This is a genomic window from Bacteroides intestinalis (assembly GCF_003464595.1).
Classification (GTDB): domain Bacteria; phylum Bacteroidota; class Bacteroidia; order Bacteroidales; family Bacteroidaceae; genus Bacteroides; species Bacteroides intestinalis_A.
On the sequence record NZ_QRZF01000003.1, the window covers coordinates 423,195 to 437,926 of the forward strand.

General features: G+C 43.2%; 14 protein-coding genes. 7 read left to right on the top strand and 7 right to left on the bottom strand.

The genetic code is table 11. The features are described from left to right. The first annotated feature begins 167 nt into the window (after positions 1 to 167). Both DWW10_RS06320 and DWW10_RS06325 read left to right on the top strand, forming a co-directional pair. Positions 168 to 2,033: an SLC13 family permease gene (locus DWW10_RS06320; protein WP_118420985.1), complete on the top strand. Its 1,866-nt coding sequence runs from the start codon at positions 168 to 170 to the stop codon at positions 2,031 to 2,033. A 24-nt stretch (positions 2,034 to 2,057) separates the two neighbouring features. Next, entirely contained in the window at positions 2,058 to 2,597 is a 540-nt protein-coding gene (locus DWW10_RS06325; protein WP_022391587.1) for a TlpA family protein disulfide reductase, read from the top strand. Positions 2,598 to 2,620: 23 nt separating this feature from the next. Here DWW10_RS06325 and DWW10_RS06330 read toward each other — a convergent pair whose 3' ends face one another. Further along, complete coding sequence (locus tag DWW10_RS06330; RefSeq protein ID WP_022391588.1) at positions 2,621 to 3,352, bottom strand: class I SAM-dependent methyltransferase; 732 nt, start codon at positions 3,350 to 3,352, stop codon at positions 2,621 to 2,623. A gap of 135 nt (positions 3,353 to 3,487) precedes the next feature. Here DWW10_RS06330 and DWW10_RS06335 point away from each other — a divergent pair, with 135 nt between their 5' ends. The 3 genes from DWW10_RS06335 to DWW10_RS06345 all read left to right on the top strand — a co-directional run bounded on the left by DWW10_RS06335 (position 3,488) and on the right by DWW10_RS06345 (position 6,774). Next, entirely contained in the window at positions 3,488 to 4,570 is a 1,083-nt protein-coding gene (locus DWW10_RS06335) for a sensor histidine kinase (protein ID WP_118420986.1), read from the top strand. Then, on the top strand, positions 4,567 to 6,498 hold the full coding sequence (locus DWW10_RS06340; RefSeq protein ID WP_118420987.1) for a tetratricopeptide repeat-containing sensor histidine kinase: 1,932 nt from the start codon (positions 4,567 to 4,569) through the stop codon (positions 6,496 to 6,498). The genes DWW10_RS06335 and DWW10_RS06340 overlap by 4 nt, the downstream gene beginning before the upstream one ends. Before the next feature lie 93 nt (positions 6,499 to 6,591). After that, positions 6,592 to 6,774, top strand: a complete 183-nt coding sequence (locus DWW10_RS06345) for a hypothetical protein (RefSeq protein ID WP_022391360.1) — start codon at positions 6,592 to 6,594, stop codon at positions 6,772 to 6,774. Positions 6,775 to 6,862: 88 nt separating this feature from the next. On the opposite strand, the gene DWW10_RS06350 is transcribed toward DWW10_RS06345, so the two are convergent. From DWW10_RS06350 to DWW10_RS06370, 5 genes are all read right to left on the bottom strand, one after another. Continuing rightward, the gene (locus DWW10_RS06350) at positions 6,863 to 7,240 is read right to left on the bottom strand and encodes a VOC family protein (RefSeq protein WP_022391359.1); all 378 of its coding nucleotides are present in this window, start codon (positions 7,238 to 7,240) and stop codon (positions 6,863 to 6,865) included. Positions 7,241 to 7,333: 93 nt separating this feature from the next. Continuing rightward, the gene (locus tag DWW10_RS06355) at positions 7,334 to 8,464 is read right to left on the bottom strand and encodes a DUF4468 domain-containing protein (protein WP_022391358.1); all 1,131 of its coding nucleotides are present in this window, start codon (positions 8,462 to 8,464) and stop codon (positions 7,334 to 7,336) included. Between the two features lie 12 nt (positions 8,465 to 8,476). Continuing rightward, positions 8,477 to 9,208 carry an MBL fold metallo-hydrolase gene (locus DWW10_RS06360; RefSeq protein WP_022391357.1) on the bottom strand — a complete coding sequence of 244 codons (732 nt, stop codon included), beginning with the start codon at positions 9,206 to 9,208 and terminating at the stop codon, positions 8,477 to 8,479. Positions 9,209 to 9,289: 81 nt separating this feature from the next. Continuing rightward, the gene (locus DWW10_RS06365) at positions 9,290 to 9,994 is read right to left on the bottom strand and encodes a pirin family protein (protein ID WP_022391356.1); all 705 of its coding nucleotides are present in this window, start codon (positions 9,992 to 9,994) and stop codon (positions 9,290 to 9,292) included. Between the two features lie 103 nt (positions 9,995 to 10,097). After that, on the bottom strand, positions 10,098 to 11,105 hold the full coding sequence (locus tag DWW10_RS06370; RefSeq protein ID WP_118216141.1) for a 2-hydroxyacid dehydrogenase: 1,008 nt from the start codon (positions 11,103 to 11,105) through the stop codon (positions 10,098 to 10,100). Positions 11,106 to 11,322: 217 nt separating this feature from the next. On the opposite strand from DWW10_RS06370, the gene DWW10_RS06375 reads away from it, so the two are divergent. Together DWW10_RS06375 and DWW10_RS06380 are read left to right on the top strand one after the other, a co-directional pair. Continuing rightward, positions 11,323 to 11,838, top strand: a complete 516-nt coding sequence (locus tag DWW10_RS06375; RefSeq protein ID WP_259320432.1) for an HU family DNA-binding protein — start codon at positions 11,323 to 11,325, stop codon at positions 11,836 to 11,838. A 145-nt stretch (positions 11,839 to 11,983) separates the two neighbouring features. Beyond that, positions 11,984 to 13,315: an OmpP1/FadL family transporter gene (locus tag DWW10_RS06380; RefSeq protein WP_118420988.1), complete on the top strand. Its 1,332-nt coding sequence runs from the start codon at positions 11,984 to 11,986 to the stop codon at positions 13,313 to 13,315. Positions 13,316 to 13,392: 77 nt separating this feature from the next. Here the strand turns inward: DWW10_RS06380 and DWW10_RS06385 are convergent, their stop codons facing one another. Further along, positions 13,393 to 14,673 (bottom strand): DcaP family trimeric outer membrane transporter, encoded by a 1,281-nt coding sequence (locus tag DWW10_RS06385; protein ID WP_022393364.1) that lies wholly within the window; start codon positions 14,671 to 14,673, stop codon positions 13,393 to 13,395. Between the last annotated feature and the right edge of the window lie 59 nt (positions 14,674 to 14,732).

Sequence of the window (14,732 nt, forward strand, 5' to 3'; positions counted from 1 at the left end):
TGTTAATAATCTAGCTTTTATTTATAATTTAGTGAGATTTTTGTCGCTTATTTAGTTCAAAATGGATTCACCCTATTGTCTATTGTACTGATTTTTGTGATATTTGCAACGCTTTAGAACAAAAGACTCTATTGAATTGTTTAATAACAGACAAATTTTATATCTATATGTATATTACTCTCATTATTTTATTTCTTTCTGCGATATTCTTTATGAGTGGCAAAGTGCGTTCGGATTTAGTCGCGCTTTGTGCTTTGGTGTTACTAATTATATTCGGCATTCTGACCCCGGAAGAAGCATTGACTGGCTTCTCTAACTCCGTTGTTATAATGATGATAGGATTGTTCGTTGTGGGCGGTGCTATCTTTCAGACGGGATTGGCAAAGATGATAAGTAGTCGTATCCTGAAGTTAGCTGGTGACAGTGAGTTGAAACTTTTCGTTCTTATTGTATTGGTAACTGCTTTTATCGGTGCTTTTGTCAGCAATACCGGAACAGTAGCTTTGATGCTTCCCATTGTAGTCAGTATGGCTATGGGGACGCAGATCAATGTCAGTCGCCTGTTGATGCCTCTTGCGTTTGCCAGTAGTATGGGAGGTATGATGACACTTATCGGTACACCGCCGAACCTTGTAATTCAGGAAGCATTAACCTCTGCAGGATATACACCTCTTACATTTTTCTCGTTTACTCCTGTAGGTTTGGTTTGTGTAGCTGTCGGATTGATAATTTTAATTCCATTGAGCAAGATTTTCCTGACTAAGAAAGGTGATAAGGATCGTAAGGGTAAAAAGAACAAATCGCTGAAAGAATTGGCGGGAGAGTACCAATTGTTTCAGAATTTGTGTCGGGTACGAGTAGAGGGTAGATCACCTTTAACCGGAAAGACCATACAGGAGCTGAGTATTCCACAGCGTTATAATGTGGGTATAATGGAGGTTCGCCGTCAGTCATCCTCTTCGCGTCGTCATTTCTTTAAGACGATGAGTCAGGAAATGGCTGCTGCTGATACCATTATTCAGGAGAATGATATTTTGTATGTATTGGGTGATTTTACGAATGTAGAGCGCTTTGCTGAAGAAAATACATTGAAGTTGCTGGATACGCATGATGCGGAAGGTACTGTAGAATCAAAGAGTGATGAACTTGAATTCACAGAAATTGGTATTGCCGAAATTGTATTGATGCCTGCTTCTAATCTGGTCAATAAGCCGGTAAAGGATTCTGGTTTCAGAGAGAAATATGGTGTGAATATTCTGGGTATCCAACGCAAACGTCAGTATATTCTTCAGAATCTGAAGGATGAAAAGATGCATTCGGGAGATGTGCTGTTGGTGCAGGGAACATGGGAGAATATAGCGCGTTTGAGTGAAGATCCGTCCGATTGGGTAGTACTGGGACAACCGCTAGCTGAGGCTGCCAAAGTAACATTGAATCATAAAGCACCTGTTGCTGCCATTATCATGTTGGGAATGGTGGTAATGATGATGTTCGACTTCATCCCTATTGCTCCGGTAACGGCAGTAATGATTGCAGGTCTGCTGATGGTACTAACCGGCTGTTTCCGGAATGTAGAAGCAGCATATAAAACCATTAACTGGGAAAGTATCGTATTGATTGCCGCAATGATGCCCATGTCACTGGCATTGGAAAAGACCGGAGCATCCAATTTGGTATCTCAATCATTAGTCAACGGATTAGGTAGTTACGGACCTTATATATTGTTGGCGGGTATCTATTTCACAACTTCATTGATGACAATGTTTATCAGTAATACGGCTACGGCTGTACTTCTGGCGCCGATTGCCCTCCAGGCCGCCATACAGTTGGATTTGAGTCCATATCCATTCCTGTTTGCCGTAACCGTAGCTGCCAGCATGTGTTTTGCTTCTCCGTTCTCTACTCCGCCTAACGCATTGGTGATGCCTGCGGGACGTTATACATTCATGGATTATGTTAAAGTTGGTTTGCCTTTACAGATAATTATGGGAATTGTGATGATCTTTGTACTTCCGTTATTGTTCCCGTTTTGAGAATAACTTAAAAGTATAAGATCGATGAAAGTAGTAAAGAGTTTGATGTTTATCCTGTTTGTCCTTTGTAGTTTATCGGGCAAAGCACAGGAAGTAGTTGCCGATAGCACCGGCTACATTGTAAGAGTAGGGGAGATGGCTCCCAACTTTACCATTACCTTGACAGACGGTAAGAAAGTTACCCTTTCCGAACTCCGTGGAAAAGTGGTGATGTTACAGTTCACTGCCAGTTGGTGTGGTGTATGTCGTAAAGAAATGCCTTTCATAGAAAAGGATATCTGGTTGAAGCATAAAGATAATTCTGCATTTGCCCTTATCGGCATAGACCGTGATGAACCGTTGGACAAAGTGATTGCATTCGGTAAATCGACTGGTGTTACTTATCCTTTGGGCTTAGACCCGGGTGCAGATATTTTTGCCAAATATGCGCTTCGCAATGCCGGAATTACCCGCAATGTACTGATTGATAAAGATGGGCGCATCGTAATGCTGACCCGCCTGTACAATGAGGAGGAATTTGCTGCATTAACGAAGAAGATAGACGAAATGTTGTCAAAGAAATAATAATCAGAAAGTCCGGGTTGACCTTATTTTAAGGTCAACTTGGCTAAATAATCGTAGTGCTTTCCTTCTTTTACCAACTCCGCTTGGAAACCATTTTCGGCTGCATAAAGACTGAGTGTCTGGAAATCAATGTAAAGCCAGTCGAATGACTCTCCCAGGATATCCCTATATTGCATCTGGAAATCTACTTCTCCATAATAGTCGCCTGCCAGGTCGATCACAAAACTTCCGTCTTCTTCTTCAAACAGATAGCGCAAGTCGCTGGAGTCCATAAAGATACAGCCACCGGGTTGTAGCAATTGCTTCATCCTTTTGAAGAAGGCAGGCAGATTTTCCAGTTTGCCGATGATTCCCGAACCGTTCATCAACATTAATATCGTGTCGTATGTCTCATGGAAATGCTCATCGAACAGATTGAGCAATGTGGCATGCCGTACGCCGCGTTGTTGCATTACTTCTACTGAAAGCGGCGAAATATCAATGGCATGTACCTCTTTGCCTGCTTCCTGCAAGGCAAGGCTATGGCAACCGCTTCCGGCTCCTACATCCAGAATCTTTCCCGTAGCCATTTGCAGTGCAGTACGTTCCAAAAGAGGCATTTGCTTTTCTGTACGAAACAATTCCTTTACCGGAATTTCATCCTCATCGAATTGTGAAGAAAAAACACGCAGCCGTTCGGCCTTGTGTTGTTTATTATAGTCGGCAATAGCAGCACCCATTGGGTCTTTATCAGCAGTAAGCAGCGTAGTGTTCATTCTATTCAATCTTTAAAAGTTGTCGGCAAAGATACGAAAAATGCAGTCTATTAGTAGAAAAAAGCTATCTTTGTAGCGTACATATGACGGGGATCGTATATATACTTCTTATTGAAACTATGTAATTTCAAGTAAATGAAAACAAAACTTTTGGGTTTGATACTGTTCTGGGGACTATTCGCTTGTAGCGTAACTGCCTCTGACAGCATTTCATTGAGGCAAAAGGCACAGCATGCAACAGAAGAGGGGAATTATGAGGAAGCCTATCAAACTTATCAAAAGTTGAGCAATCAGTATGATTCTATCTACCAACATGTTTATGGCAAAGAAATTGAGGACTTACGTGCTACTTACCAGATAGACGAGCTTGAGTTGAAGAATAAAGAACAGGCCAACCGTCTGCTCTCTTACTTCATCGGGATAGCTTTGCTTCTAAGCTCTGTCGTTTTAATCTGTTTCTTTTTCTTCAGACGGCAGAATAAACGACTCACCATTTCCCGAAAGAAACTGGAGGAGGCCAGAATCATGGCCGAGGAGTCAGTGAAGAATAAAAGCCTTTTCCTTTCCAATATGAGTCATGAGGTCAGAACGCCATTGAATGCACTTGCCGGATTTTCGAGCATTCTGAGTATGGATGGCATTGATGATGATACCATCCGGGAGTGTGATGATATTATCCGGCTGAACTCAGACTTATTGTTGAAACTAATTAACGATGTGGTGGATATTTCCTGTATAGACCTTGAACACATGGAATTCCACCTTGCTTCTTGTGATGCCGTTGCTTTATGCAAATACGTGGTGCAGACGATGGAAAAGATAAAGCATACGCAAGCAGATATTTTGTTTACTTCGAACTTAGACTCGTTGGTGATAGATACTGATTCTTCCCGTTTACAGCAAGTCCTGATAAACCTGATTGTAAATGCTTCCAAGTTCACAAAGCAGGGCAAAATAACCCTGAGCCTGGAACGAAAAGGAGAAGAAGCCTGCTTTGCCGTAACAGATACCGGTTGCGGTATTGCTCCGGAACTTCACTCCCGTTTATTCGGAAGATTTGAGAAGTTGGACGAAAAAGCGCAGGGAACCGGATTGGGATTATCTATCTGCCGGCTTATTATCAAACGTCTGGGCGGTGATATTTCTATAGACCCTTCATATACGGATGGAGCACGCTTCGTCTTTACCCATCCCTTGGGAGAAAGGAGTGAAGTATGAGGCGAAGATTCTATATTCTACTGATATTATTAGGTTCTGTGCTGCATGTTTCAGCCGGACTGACTTCTGAAGAGCAAACTTTGCGCGACAGCATCTTCAACGTATATCATAGTATGCCGGCAGATACGATGCGCGTAGAGTATCTGAAGAGCATGTATCAACAGAACATCAGGGCAGACTGGTCCATTGAACTTGCTGATTCGGCCCTGCAAGCAGCAAGAGTTTTGGGTAACGGACGTCTTGAATTGATGTTATGCCATGAGGCATTCCGTTATTCGCAATATCGTGGAGATTTGCAGGAAATGGAACGGCGGTTGGCAGTTCTAAAAGAATGCTGTTATCGTCAGAAATCCTATGAATATTACTTTTCCGCCTGGGAGGCAGTACTTGATTTACAATGTTCCAGAGGAAATATTGAATATGCCATTTTGCAGGCTAAACAGATGAAAGCAGATGCTGAAGAGTTGGGATATGAAAAAGGAATATGTACTTCTTATATTGCTTTAGGTTCCGCTTACGGGTACTCGGAACAGTATGCAGAAGGAGCTGAGGCCTACAAAGAGGCATTGAAATGCCCTACAATAAGCACTCGTGAGAAATTAGATACCTATTGGGGATTGAGTGGTTGTTATATCGGACTGAAAGACGAAGAAAATGCTGTTATCATCTTAAATCAGGAGAAAGAGATACTGGAAAAGCTTGCGGGTGCCAAACCTACGAACTATCCTTTGTACCGGGATCGTTTATTGGACAACCAATTGCGTTTCTGCCAGCTCTATGCGAAAATAAAGGAGATTCCTAAGTTGAAATCTCATCTTTTGATAGCGAAGAAGCATTATACTGAAAACGTTTTCCTGCCTTATTATTTTCAGTATCATCTTTCATGGGCCGATTATTACCACCTGGTTCAGGATTGGGATGCTTGTTTCCCTGAACTGGATTTAGTGTTGGAACGTAGTAAAGGTATGCAACCTTGGTATGAGCAGAATGTCCGGAAGACGAAAGCTCAATACTTATGGGATGCCGGAAGACAGGAAGATGCTCTGGAGGCTTATAAAGAGATAGTCCAGATAGGAGATTCTCTTATACAGTATTTCCGGGAACAACAGACTGAAACTGTACAGAGTAACTACAGGATCAAAAAGGAGTTGATGAAGCAGGCGGAGAATGAGAATAAGGTAAGATGGCTTACTTTCGCTTCGGCTATGGTACTCTTTATTATAATATTGGTATTTACTGTCCGTACCCTGTATTTCCGCTCTTTGCTGAGGAAAGACGAAGCCGAAACGCGTGCGGCAAGCGAACTTGCCCGGAAAGCCAATCACATGAAGGATATATTTTTAAAGAATATAGTCGATGATATAAAGGTGCCTCTGGATAGTGTTGTCCATCTCTCCAAACTCTTATCGGTAGAAAGGGATACGCTTTCTATTGAGCAGAGAACAGAGTATTCATCCAGTATTACTGTGAATGCAGAAAGGCTGATAACACTGGTAAACAATGTGCTTGATTTATCACGTCTGGAATCGGGAATGATGCGCTTTGACGTACAGTCGTATGATGTCGTGCAACTCTGTCGGGATGCGGTTTATATGGCGGGTATGCAGGAGGGAAATCTCGCTACGGTTTCTTTTGAACACGATGTGGAGTCGTTGATGCTCTGCATTGACAGCAGCAGGTTCCATAAACTGATGACCTCTATGTTTACGGCGAAAGATGCTGTTACTATTCATTGTAAGCTGATCGTAACGGGTGGTGAGCAAGAGATTAAATTGGTGGTTACCGGAAGTCCGTTGTCTGCATCATCACCGGATAGATTACGCCAGATACAGCATGATATCAACCGTCTGTTCATTGAGATCTTCCACGGTAGTTATACGATTGAAAGTGAGAAAGCCTGTATCACAGTCTGTTTCCCATTGGCATAATGAATAGGATTGTATCCTATAGATGTCAGAAAAGTGTTGGAAAATGCTTATCTTTGTCCCCCAGGCTTATAATATAATAATAGAATCGAATATATGAGTATAGAAGATGCAATAATGGGAGGTATCGTCTTTAAAGGAAAAAAAGACAAGCCCAAGGAAGATGGAAAGTTAAAGACTAAAGCCAAGAAGAAATCGTATATTACTGGAAAACATGGTTCCGGTGCTGCCAAGATGAAGGCGGACATACGAAAGAAAAGGGCGAATCGTCATAAATAATAGAAAGTGATAGGGTGGTAAAGTGATAAGGTGATAAGGGAATGTATGCTCATCGCTTTATCACCTTATCACCCTATCACTTTATACTCTATTTTGCCGGAAGTACTTCTATCCAGTAATCATCCGGGTCATGGATGAAGTACAATCCCATAGCTGTATTTTCAAAGCATACCCAGCCCATGTCTTTGTGATATTGGTGAATAGCTTCATAATCACCGGCAACGCGGAAGCATAGATGGCTTTCATTCTCTCCAAGTTCATAAGCTTGCGGATGATCTTTCAGGCAAGTCAGTTCCAGTAAGAAACCAGTACTGTTGTCTGTCAGGTAAACCAGCGTGAAAGAGCCGTTCGAGGCTTCTTTACGGTGATGTTCTTTCAATCCCAATGCTTTTTCATAGAAAGCAATACTACGTTCCAGATCGGTGACGTTGATATTAAAATGATCGAATTTAGCTTTTATTTCCACGTTGTTTAATTATAAATTGTGAATAATGAATGATGAATTGCTATGCAGTATAATAGCGCACCCAATTCATCATTCATTATTTATCATTAATCATTATTTTACGAATGCCTTTAGAATTTCGCCTACATACATGCGTGGCTGACCTTCCATAGGAGCCTGTGAAGGCATCTTCTTACATTCCAGAACAACTGAAGGTTCTGTTTGGTTTGCCGGATAAAAACGAACGGTATAAGTTTCAGCAGCTTCCATCTGTTCGTAAGGTTGATCAGGTGAAAGGAAACTGAAGATAACAGGCTTACCTGAAGATTTGCCCAATGAACCGCCTGCATTAGCTGTCATCATGGTCATATTGAAAGCATCTGTACCAATTACAAGTACTAATTTGCCTGCACCCATTTGGATAGCATTCGTCGGCAGTTGATCCGGAGCTACTTCTTTATAGCCGGGCACTGTACCAGAAGCAACAGGAGTGGCCGGAGTAAGCGGGGTAGCGGGTACAACGGTTACTTTGGTTGTTTCAGCCGGAGTTTTCACTTCTACTTCAGCTTTAGGAGCAATCACTATCGGACCTGAGCTAACAGCGCTCTTTTCCTCTTTCTTAGCTTCCGGTTGCTCTGTTTCGGCTGCTTTCTTGGCAGTACTTGCACTAAGAGCTTCTGCTGCTCCAAGAGCAAGGTCATCTACAAAGTTGACTGTTTTTCTGCGCCATTTGGCAAGTCCGCGCACCAATTTGGTTTGAGCCTTATTCAGTGCATATTTGTCTACGATCCATTCCTCTGCCGTATACTTCTCTTTTCCTTCACGGTAATTGAAACGAATCTTTTCAACTTCCATTGTACACTTCTCGGGGGCACAAACCACGGACAGTTGGTAGAGTATCTTTGTACGGTCCAGTGAGAGTGCACTTGAACTGAATACAATCCATTCTTCTCCCGTACCTACTATTTGTCCTTCTTCCGGGTTCGTATAGACTACGCGGCTGTTATTCTCATTCTTTTTCAGCCGTGCTTCCATCCATTTCTGCATGCGGTTGAAGATCTCTTCCTGAGACATGCCGGGAATACTGAATTCTTTGGTAAATACAACTTTTCCATCTACTTCGGGTACTGCGCCCGCCAGATACTTGCTGTCATCATCGTCTTTGTCCTTGTCTTTTTGAGCATGTACTGCAACAGGCAGACAAATGCATAAGAGTACAAAAAGGAGGTGTGTCAAATTTTTCATAATGCGTATGTTTTATTGATTAATATCAAAACTTTCACCACGGTGGGTTATGGACAAGAAACGGCAACCTTTACTTTCGGCAAACTCCCGGAAAGCATTTCCGCCTTTGTATTCCTCGCTGAAGTGCATAGGTACAAAGATAGCAGTTTTTATCCGTTCCACGAATTGTTCCGCACCTCTCATATAATCTTTTCCGATGCGGTTGTCCACTGGAAACATGGCTACATCTACCGATAGGGCGGTTTGCTGAAGGTATTTCACTTCGGCAAGGAAGTCACCTTCCGCTTTCCGGATTTCCTGCGGAGTGGATTCTTCGCTCCAATGCCAGTTATTCAAGTCTCCGGCATGGAAGAGCCGGACACCTTGCAGGTCAATGAGAAAAGAGATACCTACATCCGTGGAACCGAATGCTTCGATACGGATATTCGGGTCTTCGTACACATCCCCTTTATTTATATAGGTGGCATCCTCGCGCGTGGCACGACGATGTTTCAGGATGTCCTTGGAGAAGATATAGTGAATATCCGGGCGTTCGGCTTTCCATAAAAGAACTTCGCGATTAAAGTGGTCGGGGTGAAAATGAGAAGAGAGCACATATAGTTCTCCGGGTCTTCCCAACAGATAGTCATGAACGATCCCTTTATTATATTCCGTTTCAGAGGAATCTTTATAGTAATCGATAATGACCGTCACTCCGTCCGCTTCAATCGCGAAGCCGCTATGGTAAATGTAATCAAGTTTCATGCACGGGTTAATTTATAGCGCAATATTACGAAAAACGCTACACAAACCTTTGGTTTTTGCTGTTATTTTTATCTAAAAGACTTACATCGGCACTTCCATCAGCAGAATGTGCGAGTCTTTTAGGGTTTCCAACTCAAAGCTGTGGGTATCGTATACGCCCATACCGTCACGGCGTGAAAGTACGGTATCATCCACCTTCACCTCACCTTCAATCACGAAGATATACACACCTGCGTGAGATTGGTGCATGTGATAGCCGATTTTCTTTCCCGCCTCTATTTCTCCGATGGAGAACCATGTCTGTTGCAACATCTTGGCAGGGGCATCGCCATCCGGCGAAACGATCAGTGCCAGTTCATTCTTCCGCAAGAACGGACGGATGTCGTAATCCTGATAGGCGGGCGGTGTATTCAGCTTCTCCGGCATTACCCAGATTTGCAGGAATTCTACCGGTTCGGTATCGCTGCCGTTCATTTCACTGTGATAAATACCGGTACCGGCACTCATGGTTTGTATGTCTCCTATGGTGATGGTACGGCTGTTCTTATTACTGTCACCATGTTTCAGCTTTCCTTTCAGGGGAATGGAGATAATTTCCATGTTCTTATGCGGGTGGGTACCGAAGCCTTTACCAGCTTCCACACGGTCGTCGTTCAATACGCGCAATGCACCGAAATTCATGCGGCGGGGATTGTAATATGTATCGAAACTGAATGTATGGTGGCTGTCGAGCCAATCATATAGAGCACGTCCACGGCTTTCCGCTTTGTCTATTACTTTTTTCATTATTTATTCCTTTCTTTAAATGTTTGATATACATAAATAACAAACTGACTATGAAAATGTTTATAGTCGAATGTTAGCATTTATTTATTGATTGCCTTTATTGTTAATTCTGAATTTTTACTTCATTCTCCGATACCTTTCCACTTTTGAAGTCTTTGATGTTCTGCAGGGTGGTGGTGGCAATGTTCTCCAGTGCTTCGCGGGTGAAGAAGGCTTGGTGCGAAGTTACAATCACGTTGTTGAAAGAGAGCAGGCGTGCCAGTACATCATCATCAATGATGCGGTCGGACTGATCTTCATAGAAATATTCGCTTTCTTCTTCGTATACATCCAGTCCGGCGGAACCGATTTTCTTGTTCTTCAGTCCTTCTATCAATGCATTGGTATGTATCAGTTGTCCGCGTCCGGTATTGATAATCATTACGCCGTCTTTCATCTTGCTGATGGAGTAGTCGTTAATGAGGTATTTGGTTTGTTCCGTAAGCGGACAGTGCAGGGAAATGATATCCGAACTATGATAGAGTTCATCGAGTGTGGTATATACCACCTGGTGTTCGCGGGCAAAGTTATAGTCAGGATATAGGTCATATGCCAGTATGTTCATGCCGAAACCTCGCAAAATCATAATCAGTTTCTTGGCAATCTTTCCGGTACCGATAATGCCGGCTGTCTTTCCATACATGTCAAAGCCGAGCAATCCGTGGAGAGAGAAATTACCGTCACGGGTACGCCAGGTAGCACGGGGAATTTTCCGGTTCAGCGATAGCATAAGGGCAACGGTGTATTCTGCTACGGCATACGGAGAGTAGGCAGGTACGCGTACTACTGTTATGCCACATTCTGCGGCGGCTTTCAGGTCTACATTATTATATCCGGCACAACGCAGTGCCAGTAGTTTGACACCATTATCAGCCATCATGCGGAGCACTTCCGCATCTGCGGTGTCATTCACAAATATGCAGACAGCGTCTACACCCTGTGTCAGTATCACGTTGTGTTTGTTCAGATGACCTTTATAATAACGAAGTTCAAAATCGTACTCTTTATTCTTCTCATTGAACGAAGCCTCGTCGTAGGGCTTGGTGCCGAAAAAAGCAATTGTATATGCCATAGTTTATGGAGTTTTTTTAGAATGTTCCTATTATCTAAAGATAACACACGTATGGCTGATAAGGTTCAGAAAGAAGGATAAATGATGCTTTGCGGACCTCATTTGCCGAATATTCTTTTTTATCATCAAAATATGACCTACATCGGCTTTGAGTATAACTTATTTATGCTACCTTTGGCAGGCAGTATATCATCAACGCCATTGATGACTACTATCAATGGTATTGATGATAGGCATCATCGGCATTGATGGCATACTCACTCCCGGATTCATCTTTATTGCGTCCGGGACTGAAGATAGATACATCCTAAAGAGAGGAGGAATTGATATGGCTTTCTATAAAAAGCAGAAATTGAATGGGAAATGGTATTTAAGGGCGGTAACCAAAGGACGCCCTGCCACCACGGATGATGTAGCGGAAAAACTGTCGTTCATGTCTACGGTGACTCCCGGAGATACCTATGCGGTGCTTGTAAATCTGGGTGAAGTATTGGGAGATTTGCTGAGTGAAGGACGGTCGGTGCGGCTGAAAGGTGTGGGAACATTCTTTCTTTCTTGTCAGTCGTCGAGCCGAGGCGTGGATACGCCCGAAGAAGTGAGCCCGAAATTAATCACTGCTGTGAAAGTGCGCTTCATTCCCGAATATGCTCGTGAACAGAATAATCAAGTGACTAAACGTACGCTCATTTCCTCTAAATTGATATGGGTGGATACGGACGAAACGGTAGAATGATTCTTGTTTTGGTTTTTTCGTTTCATTAGAAACAGTTTCTACTTTCAATTAATTGTTTCCCTGATATGACATTTTTGCACAAAAAGCTTTCGTGCGTGCAATATTGTTGTAACTTTGCGCCCGCTAACAATTAAAAAAGATTTAGATGAGAAAATTTTCGTTGATTAGCCTTATGTTGCTAATCGTTTCAACTTCAACTTTTGCAGGAGGTCTCCTTACGAATACAAATCAGCATGCCGCTTTTCTTCGTATGCTATCCCGCGGTGCTACCACTGAAATAGACGCTGCTTTGTCCAATCCGGCAGGTTTGGCCTTTTTGCCCAATGACGGTTTTCACATGTCTTTGAGCATTCAAAGTGCTTTCCAAACAAGGAATATCGATGCTTCGTGCGAAGGTCTGGGGCTGAATAAGTATTATGAGGGTAAGGCATCTGCGCCTGTCATTCCCAGTTTGTTTGCCGCTTATAAGATGGGTGACTGGACGATTTCCGGCTTTTTCGGTATTACCGGTGGCGGAGGAAAGGCTTCGTTTGACGACGGTCTTCCCATGTTCGATGCTATGGTGATAGGCGGATTGGGAGCCCAAAGCATTCCGAGCAATGCCTATTCGTTGAATAGTTACATGGATGGCAAGCAGTTCATCTACTCTGTACAGTTGGGTTTGACTTATAAGATAACGGAATGGCTTTCTGCTTTTGCGGGTGGTCGTATGAACTACTTTACCGGTGGCTATCAGGGTGCATTGAATGCTAGTGCCGCCATCAATTTGCCTTTGCCTACCGGAGGAACGATACCTGCCGGTACAGAACTTATCGGCATCGACTTGGATTGCAGTCAGACCGGATGGGGATTTACTCCGGTTATCGGCCTGGATGCCAAGTGGGGCAAGCTGAATATTGGTGCAAAGTATGAGTTCATGACTAACCTGAATATTGAAAATTCCACTAAAGCAAACTCGCTTCGTATGATTGGTGCTGCTGAAAGTGAATTGGCTGATTACAAGCATGGTGTGAATACTCCGAATGATATCCCTTCCATGCTTTCTATAGCTGCTTCTTATGAGTTTCTTCCGGTATTGCGTGCATCTGTAGAATACCACTTTTTTGATGATAAAAGTGCAGGAATGGCCGGTGGCAAGCAGGAGTATCTGACGAAGGGAACAAACGAATATCTGGCCGGTATTGAGTGGGATGTAACTAAACATTTGACTTTGAGTTGTGGAGGTCAGATCACAGACTATGGATTGTCTGACAATTACCAGAGTGATACCAGTTTCTCTTGTGATTCTTATACTCTGGGTTTTGGTGCCAAGTTGAATTTAACTGAAAGAGCTGCCCTGAACGTTGGTTACATGTGGACTACCTACGAAGATTATACTAAAAAATCTCAGAACTATAATAATACCGGATTGAGCGGTACAAATATCTATAGCCGTACAAACAAGGTGTTTGGTGCTAGTATCAACTACAGATTCTGATTTCATAATTACTTTATATATAGCAGAAGCCGTCTCAAACATTGTTTTGAGGCGGCTTCCTTGATTATGTATCTGATTTAGAAAGAATATTGCACCAACAAATTCATCCGGTTGGCATGATGCGTTGAATTATTGAAATCTGTACGCCAGCCGCGAAGGTATTCAGCACCTACTTGCATATTCGGAGTAACATTCCAGAATACATTGGTTACGAGATATTGTCCGTAACGATAACTACTGGGTTGATCGTTGGGATAACCGTTCTCCGAATACAATCTGGACATACTGTAAGTAGTGGACACAAACACTTTCGGGCAGATGTTATACTGTGCCCCGGCAAACCAGCCCAGCATAGGCAATGCCTGCATCTTTCCTTCTTTTTCGGGATTGGGAACGATGTCCACATTCAGATTGCTTATGTCATTCAGATATTGTCCGATACCTTTTCCATAAGTAGCCTGTCCGAAGATTTCCCATTTCTTACTGAGATTGAATGAGGTAGATGCCTGTATACCCCATCCGGTAACATCGGATGCATGATCGCTGAGCGTACTGGTGTAGGTCATACTGCGAACGAGGCCACCTACACGAAGATGACTGTTAGCTCCCCAACCATATTGGGCGTAAGCGGTGAAGTCCGGCATGCGTTGTTGGGCTACGCTGAATTGGTCGTTTGTAGTACCATCTACGCTGGGAACCTCTATGGATGCATGGAAACGCCAGTTCTTCAGGCCTTTGTAAGTGTAAGCCAGTTGAGTGGCACGATAGAAAGTAGCACCGTTAGGGCCTTGGAAGTCGACAGTGGAAGGCATCGCAGCCAAATCCATGAAACCACCGTAAGTATAACCTACAGTAAAGTTCAGGAACGACATATAAGCATTTCTCAACTGGAATGCTTTGTCCCCACCACGGAAGTTACCGGCAGTGTACACTACGAAATCACCCAGCAGCTTAGTGTGTCCTACAAGTTTCAGGAAGATAGTGGAAGTACTTGCATCCATCTGAAACTGGTTCTTTACTTTACTGGCATTCGGAATGTAGGCCGGGATGAAATCCATATTATCTACAATGCCGCCAAAGTCATACTCGGCAGTGGCACGCACATAGCCTCCGATACCGAGGGCGAATTTTCCTTTTTTATCCATCAATAGGAAGCGGGGGGCCTGTGGGTCGTGAATGTATCTGAACTGTGATTCGTTCATGATACGGACGATCTCGTCGCCTGCTTTGTCGATGGTAACCATGACGATGCCGTTAGATGCTTCGTCGTCAATAATCACTTTTTCTTGTGCTCTGGCCATAGACGGAACGAGACCGGTGGCGCACAGCAGAAACATTACTTTAAAGATTGTCTTCATTATTAAGTTAGGTTTTGGTGAATGCCCATTGAACAACCTAAATGAAAAAAGGTTGAGTA

Coding starts and splice junctions, on each gene's coding strand:
- DWW10_RS06375 (WP_259320432.1), top strand. CDS start 11,323: ATGGTATTGATGATAGGCATCATCGGCATTGATGGCATACTCACTCCC.
- DWW10_RS06380 (WP_118420988.1), top strand. CDS start 11,984: ATGAGAAAATTTTCGTTGATTAGCCTTATGTTGCTAATCGTTTCAACT.
- DWW10_RS06325 (WP_022391587.1), top strand. CDS start 2,058: ATGAAAGTAGTAAAGAGTTTGATGTTTATCCTGTTTGTCCTTTGTAGT.
- DWW10_RS06330 (WP_022391588.1), bottom strand. CDS start 3,352: ATGAACACTACGCTGCTTACTGCTGATAAAGACCCAATGGGTGCTGCT.
- DWW10_RS06335 (WP_118420986.1), top strand. CDS start 3,488: ATGAAAACAAAACTTTTGGGTTTGATACTGTTCTGGGGACTATTCGCT.
- DWW10_RS06320 (WP_118420985.1), top strand. CDS start 168: ATGTATATTACTCTCATTATTTTATTTCTTTCTGCGATATTCTTTATG.
- DWW10_RS06370 (WP_118216141.1), bottom strand. CDS start 11,105: ATGGCATATACAATTGCTTTTTTCGGCACCAAGCCCTACGACGAGGCT.
- DWW10_RS06365 (WP_022391356.1), bottom strand. CDS start 9,994: ATGAAAAAAGTAATAGACAAAGCGGAAAGCCGTGGACGTGCTCTATAT.
- DWW10_RS06355 (WP_022391358.1), bottom strand. CDS start 8,464: ATGAAAAATTTGACACACCTCCTTTTTGTACTCTTATGCATTTGTCTG.
- DWW10_RS06340 (WP_118420987.1), top strand. CDS start 4,567: ATGAGGCGAAGATTCTATATTCTACTGATATTATTAGGTTCTGTGCTG.
- DWW10_RS06360 (WP_022391357.1), bottom strand. CDS start 9,208: ATGAAACTTGATTACATTTACCATAGCGGCTTCGCGATTGAAGCGGAC.
- DWW10_RS06385 (WP_022393364.1), bottom strand. CDS start 14,673: ATGAAGACAATCTTTAAAGTAATGTTTCTGCTGTGCGCCACCGGTCTC.
- DWW10_RS06345 (WP_022391360.1), top strand. CDS start 6,592: ATGAGTATAGAAGATGCAATAATGGGAGGTATCGTCTTTAAAGGAAAA.